Annotated in this window: 14 protein-coding genes and 1 pseudogene; 5 read left to right on the forward strand and 10 right to left on the reverse strand. The window is 70.6% G+C overall.

All coding sequences use genetic code 11. The features are described 5' to 3' along the window. Positions 1–97 precede the first annotated feature (97 nt). From ACFWI9_RS20445 to ACFWI9_RS20465, 5 genes are all read right to left on the reverse strand, one after another. Entirely contained in the window at positions 98–379 is a 282-nt protein-coding gene (locus ACFWI9_RS20445) for an acyl carrier protein (protein WP_387163913.1), read from the reverse strand. 87 nt (positions 380–466) lie between these two features. After that, the gene (locus ACFWI9_RS20450; protein ID WP_387163915.1) at positions 467–1,681 is read right to left on the reverse strand and encodes a ketosynthase chain-length factor; all 1,215 of its coding nucleotides are present in this window, start codon (positions 1,679–1,681) and stop codon (positions 467–469) included. After that, positions 1,678–2,943 (reverse strand): beta-ketoacyl-[acyl-carrier-protein] synthase family protein, encoded by a 1,266-nt coding sequence (locus ACFWI9_RS20455; RefSeq protein ID WP_387163916.1) that lies wholly within the window; start codon positions 2,941–2,943, stop codon positions 1,678–1,680. Before ACFWI9_RS20455 ends, ACFWI9_RS20450 begins: the two co-directional genes overlap by 4 nt. A gap of 282 nt (positions 2,944–3,225) precedes the next feature. After that, positions 3,226–4,815, reverse strand: a complete 1,590-nt coding sequence (locus ACFWI9_RS20460) for an acyl-CoA carboxylase subunit beta (protein ID WP_387163918.1) — start codon at positions 4,813–4,815, stop codon at positions 3,226–3,228. A gap of 77 nt (positions 4,816–4,892) precedes the next feature. Beyond that, positions 4,893–5,687, reverse strand: a complete 795-nt coding sequence (locus ACFWI9_RS20465) for a BTAD domain-containing putative transcriptional regulator (RefSeq protein ID WP_387163920.1) — start codon at positions 5,685–5,687, stop codon at positions 4,893–4,895. A gap of 245 nt (positions 5,688–5,932) precedes the next feature. Between ACFWI9_RS20465 and ACFWI9_RS20470 the strand changes: the two genes are divergently transcribed. From ACFWI9_RS20470 to ACFWI9_RS20490, 5 genes are all read left to right on the forward strand, one after another. Continuing rightward, on the forward strand, positions 5,933–6,214 hold the full coding sequence (locus tag ACFWI9_RS20470) for a hypothetical protein (RefSeq protein ID WP_387163921.1): 282 nt from the start codon (positions 5,933–5,935) through the stop codon (positions 6,212–6,214). Continuing rightward, complete coding sequence (locus ACFWI9_RS20475; RefSeq protein WP_387163923.1) at positions 6,187–8,475, forward strand: TOMM precursor leader peptide-binding protein; 2,289 nt, start codon at positions 6,187–6,189, stop codon at positions 8,473–8,475. Before ACFWI9_RS20470 ends, ACFWI9_RS20475 begins: the two co-directional genes overlap by 28 nt. Positions 8,476–8,638: 163 nt before the next feature. Continuing rightward, complete coding sequence (locus ACFWI9_RS20480) at positions 8,639–9,862, forward strand: sensor histidine kinase (RefSeq protein WP_387163925.1); 1,224 nt, start codon at positions 8,639–8,641, stop codon at positions 9,860–9,862. Next, positions 9,859–10,491, forward strand: a complete 633-nt coding sequence (locus ACFWI9_RS20485) for a hypothetical protein (protein WP_387163927.1) — start codon at positions 9,859–9,861, stop codon at positions 10,489–10,491. The genes ACFWI9_RS20480 and ACFWI9_RS20485 overlap by 4 nt, the downstream gene beginning before the upstream one ends. A 32-nt stretch (positions 10,492–10,523) precedes the next feature. Continuing rightward, complete coding sequence (locus ACFWI9_RS20490) at positions 10,524–11,138, forward strand: DNA-binding response regulator (protein WP_387163929.1); 615 nt, start codon at positions 10,524–10,526, stop codon at positions 11,136–11,138. A 156-nt stretch (positions 11,139–11,294) separates the two neighbouring features. On the opposite strand, the pseudogene ACFWI9_RS20495 reads toward ACFWI9_RS20490, so the two are convergent. The 5 genes and pseudogenes from ACFWI9_RS20495 to ACFWI9_RS20515 form a co-directional block, all read right to left on the reverse strand. Further along, a pseudogene (locus ACFWI9_RS20495) lies at positions 11,295–11,885 on the reverse strand (4'-phosphopantetheinyl transferase family protein); the annotation flags it as partial. A 110-nt stretch (positions 11,886–11,995) separates the two neighbouring features. Then, the gene (locus ACFWI9_RS20500) at positions 11,996–13,237 is read right to left on the reverse strand and encodes an acyltransferase domain-containing protein (RefSeq protein ID WP_387163931.1); all 1,242 of its coding nucleotides are present in this window, start codon (positions 13,235–13,237) and stop codon (positions 11,996–11,998) included. A gap of 64 nt (positions 13,238–13,301) precedes the next feature. Continuing rightward, on the reverse strand, positions 13,302–15,032 hold the full coding sequence (locus tag ACFWI9_RS20505) for an acyl-CoA dehydrogenase family protein (RefSeq protein WP_387163933.1): 1,731 nt from the start codon (positions 15,030–15,032) through the stop codon (positions 13,302–13,304). Continuing rightward, positions 15,029–16,822: a fatty acyl-AMP ligase gene (locus ACFWI9_RS20510; RefSeq protein WP_387163934.1), complete on the reverse strand. Its 1,794-nt coding sequence runs from the start codon at positions 16,820–16,822 to the stop codon at positions 15,029–15,031. Before ACFWI9_RS20510 ends, ACFWI9_RS20505 begins: the two co-directional genes overlap by 4 nt. Continuing rightward, on the reverse strand, positions 16,819–17,052 hold the full coding sequence (locus tag ACFWI9_RS20515; RefSeq protein WP_387163936.1) for an acyl-CoA carboxylase subunit epsilon: 234 nt from the start codon (positions 17,050–17,052) through the stop codon (positions 16,819–16,821). Before ACFWI9_RS20515 ends, ACFWI9_RS20510 begins: the two co-directional genes overlap by 4 nt. Positions 17,053–17,163 lie beyond the last annotated feature (111 nt).

The raw sequence follows: 17,163 nt of genomic DNA on the forward strand, positions 1-17,163 counted from the left end.
CGGGGGGGGGGGGGGGGTGGGGGGGGGTGGGGGGGGGGCGCCCCCCCCCCCCCGCGGGGGTTGGGGGCGGCCGGCCCGCGTTTCCTGGAGCCCCGGGTCAGGCGGTCTGGTCCGCGTTGATGAGGGCGAGCAGGGCCCTCGGGGTCTCGGCGTCGACCACGGCGTCGTCCGGGATCTCGATGCCGTACTCGCGCTGGATCTGGCCGATCACCTGGAGCAGGGCGAGGGAGTCGTAACCGAGGTCCATGAAGGGGGTGTCGATGACATCGCCGTCCAGATCGACGCCCTCCTCCTCGCCCGCGCTCTCACGCAGCATGCGCGTCAGGTCGGCCAGGGTGACGGTGATCGTCGTGGTCGTGGTGGTGATACCGGTGCTCATGATGGGACGTCCTCTCGGTCGGGCTGGGCTGGGCTGGTGGTGAGGTGGGTGGGAGTCGCGGGCCAGGCGGGATGTGGCAGGCACGGCCTAGGCACGGCGTACGACCAACGCCGCGTTGAAGCCGCCGTGACCCCGGGCGACGACCAGCGCGGCGCGCAGGTCGGCCTCGCGTGCCTCGGTGACCAGGTCGATACCGAGTCCGGGAGCCGGTGCCGTCACATGGACGGTGGGGGGTACGACCCCGTCCCGCAGGGCGAGCAGAGCGGTGGCCGCGTCCAGCGCGGCGCCGCCGGCCAGCAGGCGTCCGGTCATGGTCTTGGGCGCGGTGACCGGGACGGCGTTCGGCCCGAACACGGCGGCGAGCGCCTCGGCCTCCGCCCGGTCGTGCTCGGGCACCCCCGCCGCGTCGGCGAAGACCACGTCGATGTCGGCGCTGGTGCACCCGGCGTCGGCCAGGGCGTTCTCGATCGCTCGGCGCAGACCGGACGGGCGGCCGGAGCCGGGAGCCGGGTCGAGGGTGGCCGCGTAGCCGGCGATCTCCCCGTAGACATGGGTGGCGCCCCGGTCCCGGGCCGCCTCCGCGTCTTCGAGCAGCAGGATCGCGCCGCCCTCACCCGGTACGTAGCCGCTCGCGTCGGACGAGAACGGCAGATACGCGCGAGCCGGGTCGTCTACGGTCGACATCAGCCCGGAAGCGATCTGCGGCACCCAGCCCCAGGGGCAGATGGCCGCGTCGACGCCGCCGGAGATCACGGCCGGGAAGCCCTTGCGGATATGGCGGCGGGCCTGCCCGATGGAGTCGATACCGCCGGCCTGCTCGGTGAGCAGCACCCCGCTGGGGCCGCGCAGCTTGTGCCGGATGGAGATCTGGCCGGTGTTGACGGCGTAGAACCAGGCGAAGGACTGGTACGCGCTGACGTACTCCTTGCCCTTGCTCCACAGGTTCTCCAGCTCTCGCTGGCCGAACTCGACGGCCCCTCCGGAGGCCGAGGTGACGACGCCGATGCCGTACTCGGGCATCTCGCTGGTGTCGATCCCGGCGTCGGCGAGTGCCCAGTCCGCGGCGGTCAGCGCGAGCCGAGTCATATGGTCGGTCTGCGGCATCAGCCGACTGGGGATGTGCTCCTCGGCGTTGTAGTCCGAGACCTCGCCGGCGATCCGCGAGGGATACCCGGAGGCGTCGAAGCGTGTCACCTCGCCGAGCCCGGACTGCCCGGCCACCGTGGCCTTCCAGTACTCGTCGGTGCCCAGACCGTTGGGCGCGGTCACGCCCAGGCCGGTCACCACGGTGGTCCTGCTCATGCGGCGCTCCTCTCCGGGCGTGCCAGCACCATGGCGCTCTGGAATCCGCCGAAGCCGCTGCCGACGCTGAGGACCACGTCGGTCTGCTTCTCACGGGCGGTCAGCGGGATGTAGTCGAGGTCGAGCTCGGGGTCCGGCTCGTGCAGGTTCGCGGTGGGAGGCAGCACCCCGTGCTCCATCGCCAGCGCGCAGGCGGCGATCTCGAGGGAGCCGATCGCGCCCAGCGAGTGCCCGATCATGGACTTGATGGAGCTGACGGGGGTGCGGTACGCGTGGTCCCCCAGGCTGCGCTTGAACGCTCCGGTCTCGTGGCGGTCGTTCATCTTGGTGCCGGAGCCGTGGGCGTTGATGTAGTCGATGGTGTCGGGTGCGAGCCGGGCCTCCGCGAGTGCCACGTCGATGGCCTCGGCCATCTCGCGCCCGTCCGGCTTGAGACCGGTCATGTGGTACGCGTTGCAACGGGAGGCGAATCCCGCGATCTCCGCGTAGATGTGGGCGCCGCGCCGCTTGGCGCTCTCCAGCTCCTCCAGGACGAGGATCGCCGCCCCCTCGCCGAGCACCAGTCCGCTGCGGGTCTTGTCGAAAGGCCGGCAGGCGCTCTCCGGGGTGTCGTTGCGGGGGGTGGTGGCGTGGATGGCGTCGAAGCAGGCCGAGGTGATCGGTGAGATGGGTGCCTCGGTGGCACCCGCGATCATCACGTCGGCGGTGCCTTCGCGGATGAGCTCGACGGCGTGTCCGAGCGAGTCGAGTCCCGAGGTGCAGCCGGTGGAGACCACCGCGGCGGGTCCTTCGGCCCCGGCCGCCTGGCCCACTTCGGCGGCCATGGAGCTGGGTACGAAGTGCCGGTACAGCTCGGGTACCGCGTAGGCGTGGTCGACGTTCCACAGGCGCCCGCCGTCGCTGACGACGGCGTACTCCCGCTCCAGGCTGGTGGTGCAGCCGACCGCGCTGCCCAGCGAGGTGCCGATCCGGCCGGGGTCGAGCGTGCCGACGTCGAGCCCGCTGTCGGCGATGGCCTCACGGGTGGAGACCACCGCGAACTGGGCGGCCCGGTCGAGACGCCGGGTCTCCTGCTGGGACAGACCCGCCGCCAGGGGGTCGAAATCGCACTCGGCGGCGACCTGGGAGCGGAACGGGGACGGGTCGTAGAAGGAGATCCTGCGGGTGGCGGTGCGTCCCGCCGTGAGCAGGTCCCAGTACTCCTTGACACCGACCCCGCCCGGGGCCACGACGCCCAGGCCTGTGATGGCGACTCTGCGCATGGTCTACCTGGCCTTCGACGGGGCCGGGTGCGCCGTCGCGCACCAGCCGGCTGGAACTGTGGGGGTCACTGTCCATCCCTTCGTCCGTGACGCTTTCGCTTGCGTGACGCTGCTGCACTCGATGCGGCGGCCGGGGCGGTTCAGGGTCAGGGCCTCCCCACCCCGGCCGGCCGGGCACCTGTCCGGCGACTCGCTCGTGGCTTGTCGCCGGGCTCGGTCCAGCCATGGAACGGGTGTGCTCTCGACCGTGGCTCGCGCGCCCGTGGACCCTGCGAAAGCGCACTACGTCGGCACATTTCCGTGCTTGCGGGCCGGCACTTCGGCCTGCTTGGCGCGCAGCATGGCGAGGGACCGGATGAGTACGCGCCGGGTGTCGCCGGGGTCGATGACGTCGTCCACGAGGCCGCGTTCGGCCGCGTAGTACGGGTGCATGAGCTCGGACTTGTACTCCTTGATGCGCTGGGCCCGTAGCGCCTCGGGATCGTCGGCGGCGGCTATCTCGCGCCGGAAGATGACGTTGGCGGCGCCTTCGGCGCCCATCACGGCGATCTCGTTGGTGGGCCAGGCGAAGGACAGGTCGGCGCCGATGGAGCGGGAGTCCATGACGATGTACGCGCCGCCGTAGGCCTTGCGCAGCACGAGGGAGATCCGGGGCACGGTGGCGTTGCAGTACGCGTACAGCAGCTTGGCGCCGTGCCGGATGATGCCGCCGTGCTCCTGGTCGACACCGGGCAGGAAGCCGGGTACGTCGACCAGGGTGACGAGCGGGATGTTGAACGAGTCGCAGAAGGACACGAAGCGGGCGGCCTTCTCCGACGCGTGGATGTCGAGCACCCCGGCGAGTGAGGCGGGCTGGTTGGCGACGATGCCGACCGGGTGCCCGTCGAGCCGGGCGAGCGCGCACACCACGTTCTGCGCCCAGCTCTCGTGCACCTCCAGGAACTCGCCGTCGTCCACGACCTCCTCGATGACCTTGCGGATGTCGTACGAGCGGCCGGGCTCGGCCGGCACCAGCTCGGTGAGCGCGTCGGTGCGCCGGTCGGCCGGGTCGTCGCAGGCGGCGGCGGGCGGCATCTCGCGGTTGTTCCCGGGCAGCAGGGCGAGCAGGAAGCGCACGTCCTCCAGGCAGGTGGCCTCGTCGTCATGGGCGAAGTGGCAGACCCCGGAGGTGGTGGCGTGCACATCGGCACCGCCGAGCCCGTTGTGGGTGATCTGCTCGCCGGTGACGGCCTGGACCACGTCGGGTCCGGTGATGAACATCTGCGCGGTCTCACGGACCATGAAGACGAAGTCGGTGAGGGCCGGGGAGTAGGCGGCGCCGCCCGCGCAGGGTCCGAGCATCACACTGATCTGCGGGATGACTCCGGATGCGGCGACATTGCGGCGGAAGATGCCGCCGTAGCCCGCGAGGGCGGTGACGCCTTCCTGGATACGGGCGCCCGCGCCGTCGTTGAGGCTGACGAGCGGTGCCCCCGCGGCCTCGGCGAGGTCCATGACCTTGTGGACCTTCTCGGCGTGGGCCTCGCCTAGCGCTCCGGCGAACACCCGGAAGTCATGGGCGTAGGCGAAGACGGTGCGGCCGTGCACCAGCCCCCAGCCGGTGATGACTCCGTCGCCGTGGGGCTTGCGGTGCTCCAGGCCGAAGCCGCTGGCCCGGTGCCGGCGCAGCGGCTCGATCTCCGTGAACGTGCCTTCGTCAAAGAGCAGTTCGAGACGTTCATGGGCGGTGAGCTTGTTCTTCTCGTGCTGCCGTCGGGTGGCGGCCGGGTCGGGGCCGCGGCTCACCTCTTCCTTGAGACGGCGCAGTTCGGCGGTGGAGCGGCGCAGGTCGGGGGCCGCCTGGATGACCGTGAGCTCGTCAAGGATCGTCATTGGCCGAACGTAGGAACGGTTCCTCGAAGCTCGGTGGAGCAGTCACCCGGTGGGCAGCCGGCAAGCCGTGCGACCGGTCATCCGGTGGCAGGCACGTTCAGGTCCAGTTCCGGGTCGGAGGACAGGATCGCCTGATGCAGCCGCTGGAGCCGGGGCGACGGCTCGAGCCCGAGCTCGTCGATGAGGGTGCCGCGCAGCCGCTGGTACGACTCCAGGGCCCGCCAGGCGCTGCCCGCGCGGTGCAGGGCGGTCATCAGCTGGGCGCAGAAGTTCTCGTGCATCGGGTGCTTGGCCACCAGCACCCGCAGCTCGGGCACGATCTCGGTGTGCCGGCCGAGGCGCAGATCGGCGTCTATACGCCGCTCCAGCGCCGCCATCCGGTCCTCTTCGAGCCCCAGCACTTCGAGTTCGAGCACACTGCCGACCCTGACGTCGACCAGGGCGGGTCCGCGCCACATCTTCAGCGCGGTGCCGAGCAGTCCGGACGCCGCGTGGTAGTCGCCCGCCTCATGCGCGTCCCTTCCGGACGAGGCGAGCCGGCTGAACTCCTCGGCGTCCACCGTTCCCGGCTGTACCTGGAGCAGATAGCCGCCGTGCTGGGTGACCAGCACGTCCTTGGCCTGCCGGTGCGGATCGCCGTCCAGCGCCGCGGCGAGCTTGCGGCGAAGCTGGAGGATGTACGTCTGGAGGGTGGTCGCCGCGCTGCGCGGGATCTCCTCGCCCCAGATCTCCTCCATCAGGGTCGGTACGGTCACCACCCGGTCGGACTGCAGGGCGAGGAGCGCGAGGATCTGGCGCGGCTTGCCCGCGGTGGGGACCACGGAGATACCGTGCTCGGTGGCGGCGAGCGGTCCCAGAACATTGATCTCCATCGTTCGTTCCCCTTTGCCTCGATTCCCCGTCTCACGCTCCGGCACTCGGGGCGGAGCACTGCTGAGGGTCGAGACTCGCATCAGGAACGGTCGTGGCCCCAGTGAGCGGCTCACGAAGGTCGACATGAAAATGTCATACCGCGATGGTGAACGGGGCACTGGGCCTCCATGAGATCCACACTTCACAATCCTGAGCCACAGGACGTCGACGAAAACTCGTGCGACTGACTCGGGAGGGGAACCCCATGATCGGCTCGACCACGCTCGTACCCGGCAAGTCCCCGTCTACGCAGCCCGACGACCACCGTCTGGCTCTGCTCACCGCCCGGACGGGTCTGGAGCCCGACCTGGCCCTGCGCTACACCATCGACCCGGTATCCGTCCTCGCCGAGTTCGGCCTGGTGGCGGCGGAGCCGGTCTACCTGGCCGAGCACGCGGAAGGCCCGCTGGGCGTAATGCTGGAGAGCTTCGACGACACGGCCGCGGCTATCACGGCGTGGTGCGACGGATCCGTGGGGCGCTGGTGACTGTCACCGATCCGGAACTCACCGGGCTTCCGGTGGGCTTCAAGCGTCACTTGCGAGTGGAGACGGTGGCTGGGGAGGGGGTGTATCTGCTGTCCGAGCGCGGCACCACGGTGCTGCGGGGACAGCAGGCCGTCGCCCTGGCACCGCTCCTCGACGGTACGCGCACGCTTCCCGCGGTGATCGCCGAGGCATCGTCGGCGGTGACTGCGGCCGAGGCTGGGCGGGTGATCGCCGCGCTGGCCCGGGCCGATCTCATCGGCTACCGGGACCCGGGTGCGGACTCCGCCGCCGAGGCGTACTGGGAACTCGCCGGTATCGGTGGTCCCAGTGTCGCGGCGGCTGTGGCCGCAACCCCGGTGCAGGTGGTGCCGCTGGGGCGGACGGACGGCGCGGCGGCCAGGGCTGAGTGCCTGGCCGCCGGGCTGGCCCTGGCCGCTTCGGTGGACACGGCCGCCTTCGGCCTGGTGCTGTGCGACGACTACCTCGACCCCGCGCTGACGGAGGTGGACGCGGGGTACCGGGCGGCGGGGCGGCCGTGGCTGCTGGCTCGCCCGTGCGGTCCCGAGGTATGGGTGGGGCCGGTGTTCGGTATGGACGGCGGGCCATGCTGGTCCTGTCTGGCGCACCGGCTGCGCGGCCACCGTTCCTCCGAGGCACCGGTCCGGCACGCCCTCGGGCTACCAGGCCCGGTGCCCCTGCCGGAGGCGTCGTTGACGGCGGTGCGGATGATGGGGCTGCACACGACGGTGCTGGAGACGCTGAAGTGGGCAGCCGGCATGCGCTACGAGGGGCAGGGGGCGGTTTGCGTGCTGGACACCCGCACCCTGCGCAGCCGCCACCATCCGGTGGCCCAGCGTCCCCAGTGCCCCGAGTGCGGCGACCCAGGACTTGTCGCTGGACAGGTGTGCCGCCCCGTGGCCCTGGCGTCCAGACCGAAGGCCGGGGAGACCGGCAGCAACCACCGCGCTCTGCCACCCGGCGAGGTGCTCGCGCGCTACCGGCACCTGGTCGACCCGGTCACCGGTGTGGTGTCGTCGCTGCGCCCGTCACCGGGTACGCCCGATGGGCTCAACCGCTGGGTGTCCGGGCGAAATCTGGCCTGGCGTGGCCATTCGGCTGCGGGGCTTCGCGCCCACAGCGGCGGCAAAGGCATCACCCCGGAGGAGGCGCAGGCGGGCGCGCTGTGCGAAGCGCTGGAACGTTACTGCGGTACCCGTCAGTGGGATGAGCCGGTGATACGGGACTCGTACCGGGCGCTCGGCGGGGAGGCCGTGCACCCGAACTCCGTCCAACTTTTCGCCGACCGGCAGTTCCGCGACCGCGACCGCTGGAACGCGCGCCATTCGGCGACGCACGCGGTGCCGCCGCCCTTCGACGAGGAGGCTTCGCGTGAGTGGACCCCGGTGTGGTCGCTCACCGAGGGACGCCACCGGCTGCTGCCGACATCGATGCTGTACTTCGGCTCTGGCCCGGATGGCATCGAGCACGCACCATGGGCTGACTCCAACGGCAACGCGGCGGGAGCGAGCCTGGAGGACGCCGTCGTCCAGGGCTTCCTGGAACTGGTGGAGCGGGATGCAGTCGCGCTGTGGTGGTACAACCGGCTGCGGCGGCCCGCGGTCGACCTCGACGCCTTCGGCGAGCCATGGCTCGCCAAGGCCCGGTCGGCATACGGGAAGACAGGCCGTTCGCTCTGGGTGCTCGATCTCACCGCGGACTTCGGCATCCCCGTCATGGCCGCAGTGTCCCGTATCCACGGACCGGAGCAGAGGGTCTCCTTCGGCTTCGGGGCCCATTTCGATCCCAGACTGGCTCTCCGTCGGGCTGTGACCGAGATGTACCAGCTACTCCCGCCACCGGAAGCCGGCCCGGGTGAACCGCTGCCTCGAAGTCCGGGAATGCCAACGGAGTTGCTGGAGTGGTGGCGCAAGGCGACGGTCGAAAATCAGCCATATGTGCTCCCCGACCCCAGCCAGTCCGCGAAGACTCCCGGAGACTACGCCTATGCCCCCCGAGCGGATCTGCGGGCGGACGTCGCGGCGGCGGAATCCGCCGTTCGGGCCCGGGGCATGGAACTGCTGGTACTCGACCAGACCAGGCCCGACGTGGGGCTGCCGGTGGTCAAGGTAGTGGTGCCCGGTCTACGCCACTTCTGGACGAGGTTCGCACCTGGTCGGCTCTTCGACGTGCCGGTGGAGATGGGGTGGTGCGATCGAGCCACGCCCTACGAGGAGTTGAACCCGGTTTCCCTCTTCGTCTGAAACCCGGACTGTTGTCGGTCAGGGCGGGCACCATCCCTCTTTCGTCATTAGCATGCGGTTCTGCCGAGTCCCCGAGGAGGCTGCGATGCAGGACCGCACGCGAAGAAATGTCCTGGATTCAATCAAAGGTAGGAAACCCAGCGAGGGCATTTCTGACCAGGGGATGGATCCCGCCCGCCTCCAGGCGGAGACCGCCGAGCGCAAGCACTGGGCGGATCTGCCCGCTCCCAGAATGGCGCGGGCCATCACCGTTCTCGCCCTGTTGTGCTACGCGACTGCCACCATCCTGAACGTGCTGCGCTACGGCAACCCGACCACACTGCGCCTCACGGTCAGCATCGTATTGATCCTGATCGTCTTCAGCGTGCAGTTCGTGTTCTCCGCGCCCCCTGCACGCTTCTGGAGCATGCGGGCCAAGGTCGCTGTGCTGGTCTTCATGACGTTGCTGACCTTTCTGCCGCTGTTCTGGTACGGCCTCACATGGGGCAGTATGCAAGGGCCACTGGCAGCGTCTGTGCTGCTGGCGCTTCCCGCGCGACTGGCCTGGCCACTGTTCGTCCCCATAGTCCTCAGCGTTCCGATCTACTCGACGACCGTGGACGGGGTACCCGTTGCCCAGATGGTGTACTTCCTCATCGCCGGAGTGCTCTGTGGAATCGTCATCTACGGTCTCAGCCGGATGACCGACCTCGTGTATGAACTGCACGCCCAGCGCGCTGAGATGGCCAGGATGGCGGTCGTCCAGGAACGGCTGCGATTCGCCCGGGACCTGCACGACCTGCTCGGCTACAGCCTCTCCGCCATAGCCCTCAAAGGGGAGCTGATACACCGCCTGATCAACACGCGTCCCGAAGACGCCCGCGAGGAGACCGCCGACATGCTCCGCGTCGCCCGCCAGGCACTCGCCGACGTACGCCTCGTCTCCAGCGGCTACCGCGACATGTCCCTGCGCGACGAAGCCGAATCCGCCGCGGAGATCCTGTCGGCCGCCGAGATCCAAGCCGAAGTCGACATCGCCTGTGGGCGGCTCCATCCGGTCGTCGACACCGTACTCGCGACCGCACTCCGTGAAGGTGTCACCAACATGCTGCGGCACAGCAAGGCACAAAGATGCAGCATCTCAGCCACCGTCGACGGGGAATCCGTGCTGCTCAGCCTGGTCAACGACGGAGCACAACACCGCAGGCCCCTGGCGCCGGACGGGCCGGCGAGCAGCGGCCTCGACAACCTCCGTCAGCGCTTCACGGAGATCGGCGGACGGCTCACCGCCGAACTGCGCGAAGACGGCCACTTCCACCTCGAGGCGTCCGCACCCACACGGCCACGGACCGCAGACGACGAAGCCGACGGCACCGGAGCTCCCGTCGGCGAGAGGGTAGCCGCTTGAGAGAACGGTCGACGGCCTTCGGTGGTGGTAGCGCGGAGGCCATCGGAAGCCTGGGCAACAGACGGGGGCCGGATCTACCCGCCCCCGTGGTGGCGAGGGCCATCACCGTCCTCGCCTTGTTCTGCTACTCGACCGTCACCGTCACGAACCTGTTCCAGTGGGGCGGTCCGACCCCGCTGCGCGTCACCGTCGGTATCGCGTTGGCTGTGATCGCCTTCATCGTGCAGTTCGTGTTCTCCGCGCCTTCCGCACGACTGTGGGGCATGCGACGCGCGATCGTCGACACCGTGCTCGCGACCGCGCTCCGTGAGGGTGTCACCAACGCACTGCGACACAGTAAGGTACAAAGGTGCAGTATCTCCGCCACTATTGACGACGGAACGATCCTGCTCGGCATCGTCAACGACGGAGCACAGCACCACCAAGCCTCGACACGTGAACGGCCGACGAGTAGCGGGCTGGACAACCTCCTGCAGCGCCTCACGGAGATCGGCGGGCGACTCACCGCCGAACTGCGCGATGACGGCCGCTTCCACCTCGAAGCGTGCGCACCCGCACGGCCACGGACCGGAGACGACGAAGCGCCACGGGACACCGGATCGCGCGCCGGCGAGAGGACAGCCGCTTGAGAACGACGACCTGATTCGCCCGGGGGGGACTGATGCTGTGCGTGAGAATTCTTCTCGCCGAGGACATGCACATGATTCGCGGCGCGCTGGTCGCACTACTGGAGCTGGAACCCGATCTGGAAGTCGTGGCATCCGTCGACCGGGGGGACGCCATCGTGAAGGCCGCGCTCGAATCCAGACCGGACGTGGCCATCATCGACATCGACCTGCCGGGCATCGACGGACTGACCGCGGCGGCCGAACTGCATGAACAGCTACCGAGTTGCCGGACGCTGATCCTCACCAGCCTGGGCCGTCCCGGCACGCTGCGCCGCGCTCTCACGGTGCATGTCACCGGGTTTCTGCTGAAGGACTCGCCGCCCGACCAGCTCGCCGAGGCGGTACGCGCGGTGGCGGCCGGACGCCGGGTCGTGGACGCGCAACTCGCCCTCAGTGCCTGGGACTCGCCGGACAACCCGCTGTCGCCGAGGGAGCTGGAAGTACTACGGCTCGCCGCCCAAGGTGCGGACGCCGCCGAGATCGCCGGGTGTCTGTTCCTGTCCAAGGGCACCGTCCGCAACTACCTCACGACGATCGTCACCAAGCTCGGTGCCCGCAACCGCATCGACGCGATCCGGATCGCCGAGGAGGCCGGCTGGATCCCGTGACCCCCGGTTTGCTGACTCCGGCCCCAGTACCCCGGCATCCGCAGGCCCCGCGAGACCCAGCAAGGTGTCGAACAGCCCTTCGTCCAGCATCGTGGCCACCGACAGGTCCGCCATGTCCCCGAAGCCCGCGTCATGGACGGCAGCGCTCACCACATAGCGCTCCCCGACCGGGAATGTGCCGAAGCTCCATTCGTCACCGGCCGCCTGGGTGCCGTCGGGCCGCACCAGCCGGGTCGCCGTCCCGTTCAGGGCGAAGCCGAATTCGGTGAAGCGGAAGCGCAGGCCCTGGCCGAGTGCCTTGCTGTAGGCCTCCTTGAGCGTCCACAGCCGCACCATCGTGTCGTTGCGTGCCTCCTCACCCCCCTCGTCCAGCCGCTCCTTCTCGTACGGGGTGCATGCCTGGAGCTCGGATCCGGTGTGGGCGAGCCTGCGGTCGGCGCGCTCCACGTCGACGCCCACCCGCCCGCGGCGGGTGACGGCGACGACCATCATGTCCTCGGTGTGGCTGAGGCTGACGTCGATCTGGTCGCAGCCGCGCACATAGGGGCGGCCACCGGGCTGGTAGGAGAGGTCGACGAGATCGGGGGTGGTGTCGAGGACCGCGGCTGCCGTGTACCGCAGGAACAGCCGGGAGGCCACGAAACGGTCCCGCATCCCCTGCCGGGACAGGTTCTCGTAGCGGCCCCAGTCACGGCCCAGGATGCGGCGCACCGAGTCGGCCTCGCCGCGCGGCAGCCAGCTCGGCATGGTGCCGTACACCAGGACGCTTCCGGTGCTTGTCAGTTCCTCCCCGACCCGGTCCCAGGGACCCGAGGGCCCGAGGGCGGGCAGCGGCCGTCCGATGAGGGCGGTCACACTCAGGCCCCCGCCGGTGCGGCGGCCAGCGGGCCGGCGTCCAAGGCGGAGATCACACCGGCCAGATCGACGGCGTCGGTGTCCGGGCGCGGGCACATGGGGATGCAGGCGGGGCTGCCCATCCGGCGCAGATACGGGGTGAGCACCGGGCGCGGGCCGATCTCCACGATGTGCGTGGGGTTCTGCTGGGCCAGCATGTTGCGGGCCGCGTCGGCGAACCGGATGGGCGCGGTGAGCTGTTCGGTCCAGTACGAGGCGTACAGCGGCTCGGTGAGAAGCCGGCCGTACACGGTCGAGTAGAACGGCAGCCGGGCGGCGCCACCGGGCACCCGGCGGGCCACGGCCTCGAACTTGGGCGCCATGGGCTCCATCAGGGGCGAGTTGAAGGCATGGGTCACCGGCAGATGCCGGCACCGGATACCACGCGCGGCGAGCCCGTCCTCGATCCGCTCCAGGCCGGCGAGCTCACCCGACAGCACGGTGGCCTTGGCCGCGTTGACGGCGCTGATGCCGACACCGGGTTCGATCGCGACCAGTTCGGCGATCTCGTACGGCGAGATGGGGGCGGCCATCATGCCGCCGCCGGACGGCAGATACTGCATGAAGGCGCCGCGCATCGCGATCAGCTTGGCGGCGTCGGCCGGGCCGAGCGCACCGGCGACGGCAGCCGCCGCGTACTCGCCGATGCCGTGCCCGAGTACGGCGACGGGGACCACCCCGACGGTCTCCAGAGTGCGGGCGAGGGCGTACTCGACGGCGTACAGGGCCGGCTGGGTGAAGGCGGTCTGGTGGATACGGGGGTCCTCGCTGAGGATCAGATCCACGATCGAGAGCCCGAGGTACGGGAACAGCGCGTCGGCGACCTCGTCCAACTGGCTGCGGTAGCTGGTGGAGTTCAGATACAGGGAGGAGGTCATCCCCGGATGCTGGCAGCCCTGGCCGGTGAAGACGAAGGCCGCCCGGACCCCGCCGCCGCTCTGGCGGACGTCGCGGGACGCCATATGCCGGGCGAGATCACGCACGGTCGGGAACGCCCAGATGTCGTCCAGCTCGATGATGGGTCCGAACTCCTCCTCGATGTCGCCGTAGAGGCTGAGCGCGGCGACCGAGTCGAGTCCGTACTCGATCAGCGGTACCGAGTCCTGCACCGGGCGGGAGAGATAGTGGCGAAGGCGCTCCAGCAGCCATTCACGGTGGACGTCGCCGTGGACGTCTCCGTGTCCGTCGTGTTCCTGCGTGGACATCGTGTGCTCCTAGAGGGGACTAGGGGGAGGGGGAGGCGGGGGGCGTGCGGCGCGTCGCGGCGGGTCAGGCCAGCGAGGACGCGTACAGGTCGTAGCTGCGGCGGCCGTGCAGTCGGGCGAGCACCTCCGCGAGCACCCGCTGCTCCGCCGCGGCCGGCCGGTCGGGCAGCGCCAGGCCCAGCCGGCGGCACAGCCGGTACAGCGCGGCCGACGGCCAGGCCGTGTCGGCGAGGAAGCGGTCCGCTTCGGGACCCGCGGTCTGCTGCTCACGCCACACTCCCAGGCAGGCCGCGGCTGCGAGCACCAGCGTGTAGCGGTCGGCGAGCCCGAGGCTGTGGGGGCTGGCGAGTGCCCGGCGGTCACCCTGCGGCACATCGGCGAACGCCTTCCGCAGATCGTCCAGTTCGATGGCGAAGGCGCGGCTGAGGAAGCGCAGCACCCCGCCGTCCCTGCCCTGCCGGGGCAGCGGGATCGACTCGAACAGGTCGGTGCTCGCCACCAGCGTCGCCGCCAGCGGATCGGCGTCGCCGAGCAGCGCCGGCTGTGCCAGGTCGAGCGGTGGCAGGTCCTCGTGCAGCCGGAACAGACCGGGCGGCGGCTCCGGGTCGGCGAACCAGGCATGCTGGGCGAAGAACGGCAGCTGGGGCAGGATGCTGACCTGCCGTCCCGCGCTGCCGGCGTGGCCGAGTGAGGTGACCGGCAGGTCCCTGAGCTGCTTCTGGAACATGGCGTAGGCGCCTTCCTCGGCGAAGGTCGCCTCGCCGAGCACGGCCGACATCTCGTCCATGGCTTCCGCCGTGAGCTTGGGCGCCAGATAGGCGGCGGCTGCCGCGTACACGCTCATCTGCTTGGGCAGCAGATGCAGCGCTCGGGTGGCGACCAGCGCGAGGCAGTCGATCAGCAGCAGATCGAGGAACGCCCCGGTGAGTACGTCCCGTACATGCTGCACATCGAGCGAGGAGCGCCCGTCGTTCCGGGGGCGCACGGCGAACGCCGCCACCGTGCGCAGCGCCGTGTCGGCACCCGAGAGCACGATCGACGGGATCAGGCCCCGGATGACGAGGGACGAGCGCAGCGACAGTTCGTAGCCGTCGCCGAGCCCGCCGACCAGAGCGGATTCCGGGACGAGGCAGTCCTCGATGGCCAGTCCGCCGAACTCGGCGCTGCGCATCCCGGTGGTGGCCCGCCTCCCCAGGTCGGTGACCCGGCCGGGCGGCAGGGCGTCCCGGTCCAGGAGCAGCACGGTGTGGCTGCGGGCCTGCCCTGGTGGTCCGGTGCGGGCGAAGACCACCAGGCCGCGGGCGCGTGAGGCGTTGGCGATACCGGTCTTGCTGCCGCTGAGCAGCAGCCCGCCGCCCGGTTCGGGCTGTGCGGTGAACTCGTCCCGTACGAAGTCGTTGCCGTGGGCCACACCATGGCGGGCGACGGCGATCCGGTCCCCGCCGAGCAGGAGTCCGGCGGCGAGCTCGCGGTGTTCCCTGCTACCCGCGGTCCAGACCGGGGTGGCGGCGAAGAAGCAGTTCAGTCCGTAGCCGAAGCCGAGCGAGGCGTCGCGCCGGAAGACGGGACGCAGCACCCGGCCCAGTTCGTCCATCCGCCGCAGCCGGCCGCCATGCGCGGCGGGTACGAACTCCTCGTTCAGACCGTAGTGGTCGAGTACGGTCTCGGCCGCGGGCGGCACCTCGCCCGCCGCGTCGGCTGCGACGAACGCGGCACCGCCGAGCGGGTTGGCGGGGTCGTCGAGCGGCCCGAAGGACCGCTCCAGCGCGTCGGAGCGCTCCCGCACGGTCTTCATGAGCCGTCCCCGGACGCCCCGGACGTACCGGACGCCAGCAGCCGCTCGATCTCGCCGTCGACGCGCTGGTGCAGGGGGCTCAGCTCCCCGCGCAGGAACATCCTTCGCATCGCGGCGCGTTCGATCTTGCCGCTGGTGGTGCGGCGAACGGTGCCGGGGCGGACGAAGAGCAGTCCCCCGGTGCGTACTTCGTGCTCCTCGCCGATTCTGGCCTCCACGGTGGCGGCCAGTGAGTCGAGGTCGATGTCGTACTGGCTTCGGGCGCGCAGCTCCTGGACGACGACGACCCGTTCGCGGGCGCCGGGGACGGCGAACGCGGTGGCGGGGCCGAACAGGCCGCTGACCTGCTGGACGGTGCGTTCCAGGTCCTGCGGGTAGAGGTTGCGTCCAGCGACCACGATCATGTCCTTGATCCGGCCGGTGACATGGAGAATCCCGGCCTCCATCAGCCCGAGGTCGCCGGTGCGCAGGAAACCACCGCCGCCGCTGCCGGTACCACCCCCACCGACGCCATCGCTGCCGCCGCTTCCGCTTCCGGCGAGCCGGGCGTCGAAGACCTCGGCGGTCTCGGTGGGGCGGCCCCAGTAGCCGGGGGCGATGCTGTCGCCGCGTACCCAGATCTCGCCGATCCGGCCGTCGGGGAGCTCCTTGCGGGTCGCCGGGTCGACGATCCTGACCTCGGCGGACGCGGGCGCGCCGCACGGCGCGAACGGGTTGCGGGCGCTCGGTACTCCCGCCTCGGGCCCGTACCCGGGCGTCGGCGTACCGCCACCCGAGACCATCAGGGTGGCCTCCGCGAGCCCGTAGGCGGGGGTGAGCGCCCGCGGGTCCAGCCCGGCGGGGGCGAAGCGCTCAGCGAAGGCCTCCAGAGTGCCGGGGTACACCGGCTCGCCGCCGTTGACGGCGTGCCGCCAGTGGGTGAGGTCGAGCGCGGCGAGCTGGATGTCGTTGATCCTGCGCAGACACAGCTCATAGGCGAAGTCGGGGGCGCCGCTGACGGTGAGTCCGTAGCGGGACACCGTGTCGAGCCAGTGGAACGGCTTCTTGACGAAGGCCTGCGGCGACAGCATCACCGTCGTCGCACCCAGCCACAGCGGATGCAGCAACTGCCCGACGAGGCCCATGTCGTGGTAGAGCGGCAGCCAGCCGCCGAACCGCGAGCCGGGGTCCGTGCCCAGAGCGCGGCGGATGGCCTCCAGGTTGGCGACGAGGTTGCGGTGGGTGATCATCACACCGCGGGGCTCCCGGGTGGAGCCCGAGGTGTACTGGAGGTACGCGATCTCGTCCGGGCCGGGAGGGGGCAGTGCCGGTCCGGGCTGTGCCGCGGCGGTGGGCGAAGGGGCGCCCGCGGGTGTGTCCGCGAGGAGGCAGATCACTCCACCGAAACCGGTACGGGCCAGCAGCTGGGACACCTCGGGGGCGTGCCGGCTCTCGGTGAGCACACAGCTCACCGCCGCGTCCTTGACGACCCCGGCGATCCGCTCGTCATGGTGGCCCCGGCTGCCCGGTGGCGGTACCGGGACTGCGACCAGGCGGGCATGGAGGCAGGCCAGGAACGAGGCGGCGAACAGTCGCCGCGAGGACTGCGGGATGAGCACCCGGTCGCCGGGTGAGGTGTGAGCGCGCAGCCGCGCGCCGAGCGCCTCGGCCTGTTCGGCGAGCTCCCGGTAGGTCACGCTCTCCGGCCGCAGCCGGCCGTCGTCCTCCGTGAGCATGACCAGTGCGTCCCGCAGCGGGTTCTCGGCCGCCACGGTCTCGAACGTGTCGATGAAGGTCCGCTGACCGGTCACCGCAGTCCCCCCTTCCGTCGGGTCTGCCGGGCGGACCAGGCCGCCGGGACCTGTCCACCGGTGCCTTTGACGCTCCAGTCGGCGTACACGACCGGTGGGTTCGGTTCCTCCGGTCCGTCCGCCTGCCGCGCCCTGTCGCGCAGCACCGCCAGCAGCACGGTGGTCACGGCAGCGAGTTCCGCCGCGTCCGGCAGGCCGCGCAGCACGGTGATTCCTGTCTCTTCTGCCATGGGGGAAGGGTGCGCCCGGGCGCTTGAGAGGGGCTCGCGGGCGACACGGACAGTGGCCGAGTGTCGTGTCGGGCGAGTACGCGCGGGAACGCGCGGGGGACGCGCACCCCT

The organism is Streptomyces sp. NPDC127084 (assembly GCF_042724175.1).
Taxonomy (GTDB): Bacteria; Actinomycetota; Actinomycetes; order Streptomycetales; family Streptomycetaceae; genus Streptomyces.

Bases quoted from the DNA above. Each gene is read 5' to 3' on its own strand.
- ACFWI9_RS20445 (WP_387163913.1), bottom strand. From the start codon at position 379: ATGAGCACCGGTATCACCACCACGACCACGACGATCACCGTCACCCTG.
- ACFWI9_RS20450 (WP_387163915.1), bottom strand. From the start codon at position 1,681: ATGAGCAGGACCACCGTGGTGACCGGCCTGGGCGTGACCGCGCCCAAC.
- ACFWI9_RS20455 (WP_387163916.1), bottom strand. From the start codon at position 2,943: ATGCGCAGAGTCGCCATCACAGGCCTGGGCGTCGTGGCCCCGGGCGGG.
- ACFWI9_RS20460 (WP_387163918.1), bottom strand. From the start codon at position 4,815: ATGACGATCCTTGACGAGCTCACGGTCATCCAGGCGGCCCCCGACCTG.
- ACFWI9_RS20465 (WP_387163920.1), bottom strand. From the start codon at position 5,687: ATGGAGATCAATGTTCTGGGACCGCTCGCCGCCACCGAGCACGGTATC.
- ACFWI9_RS20470 (WP_387163921.1), top strand. From the start codon at position 5,933: ATGATCGGCTCGACCACGCTCGTACCCGGCAAGTCCCCGTCTACGCAG.
- ACFWI9_RS20480 (WP_387163925.1), top strand. From the start codon at position 8,639: ATGGATCCCGCCCGCCTCCAGGCGGAGACCGCCGAGCGCAAGCACTGG.
- ACFWI9_RS20490 (WP_387163929.1), top strand. From the start codon at position 10,524: ATGCTGTGCGTGAGAATTCTTCTCGCCGAGGACATGCACATGATTCGC.
- ACFWI9_RS20500 (WP_387163931.1), bottom strand. From the start codon at position 13,237: ATGTCCACGCAGGAACACGACGGACACGGAGACGTCCACGGCGACGTC.
- ACFWI9_RS20505 (WP_387163933.1), bottom strand. From the start codon at position 15,032: ATGAAGACCGTGCGGGAGCGCTCCGACGCGCTGGAGCGGTCCTTCGGG.
- ACFWI9_RS20515 (WP_387163936.1), bottom strand. From the start codon at position 17,052: ATGGCAGAAGAGACAGGAATCACCGTGCTGCGCGGCCTGCCGGACGCG.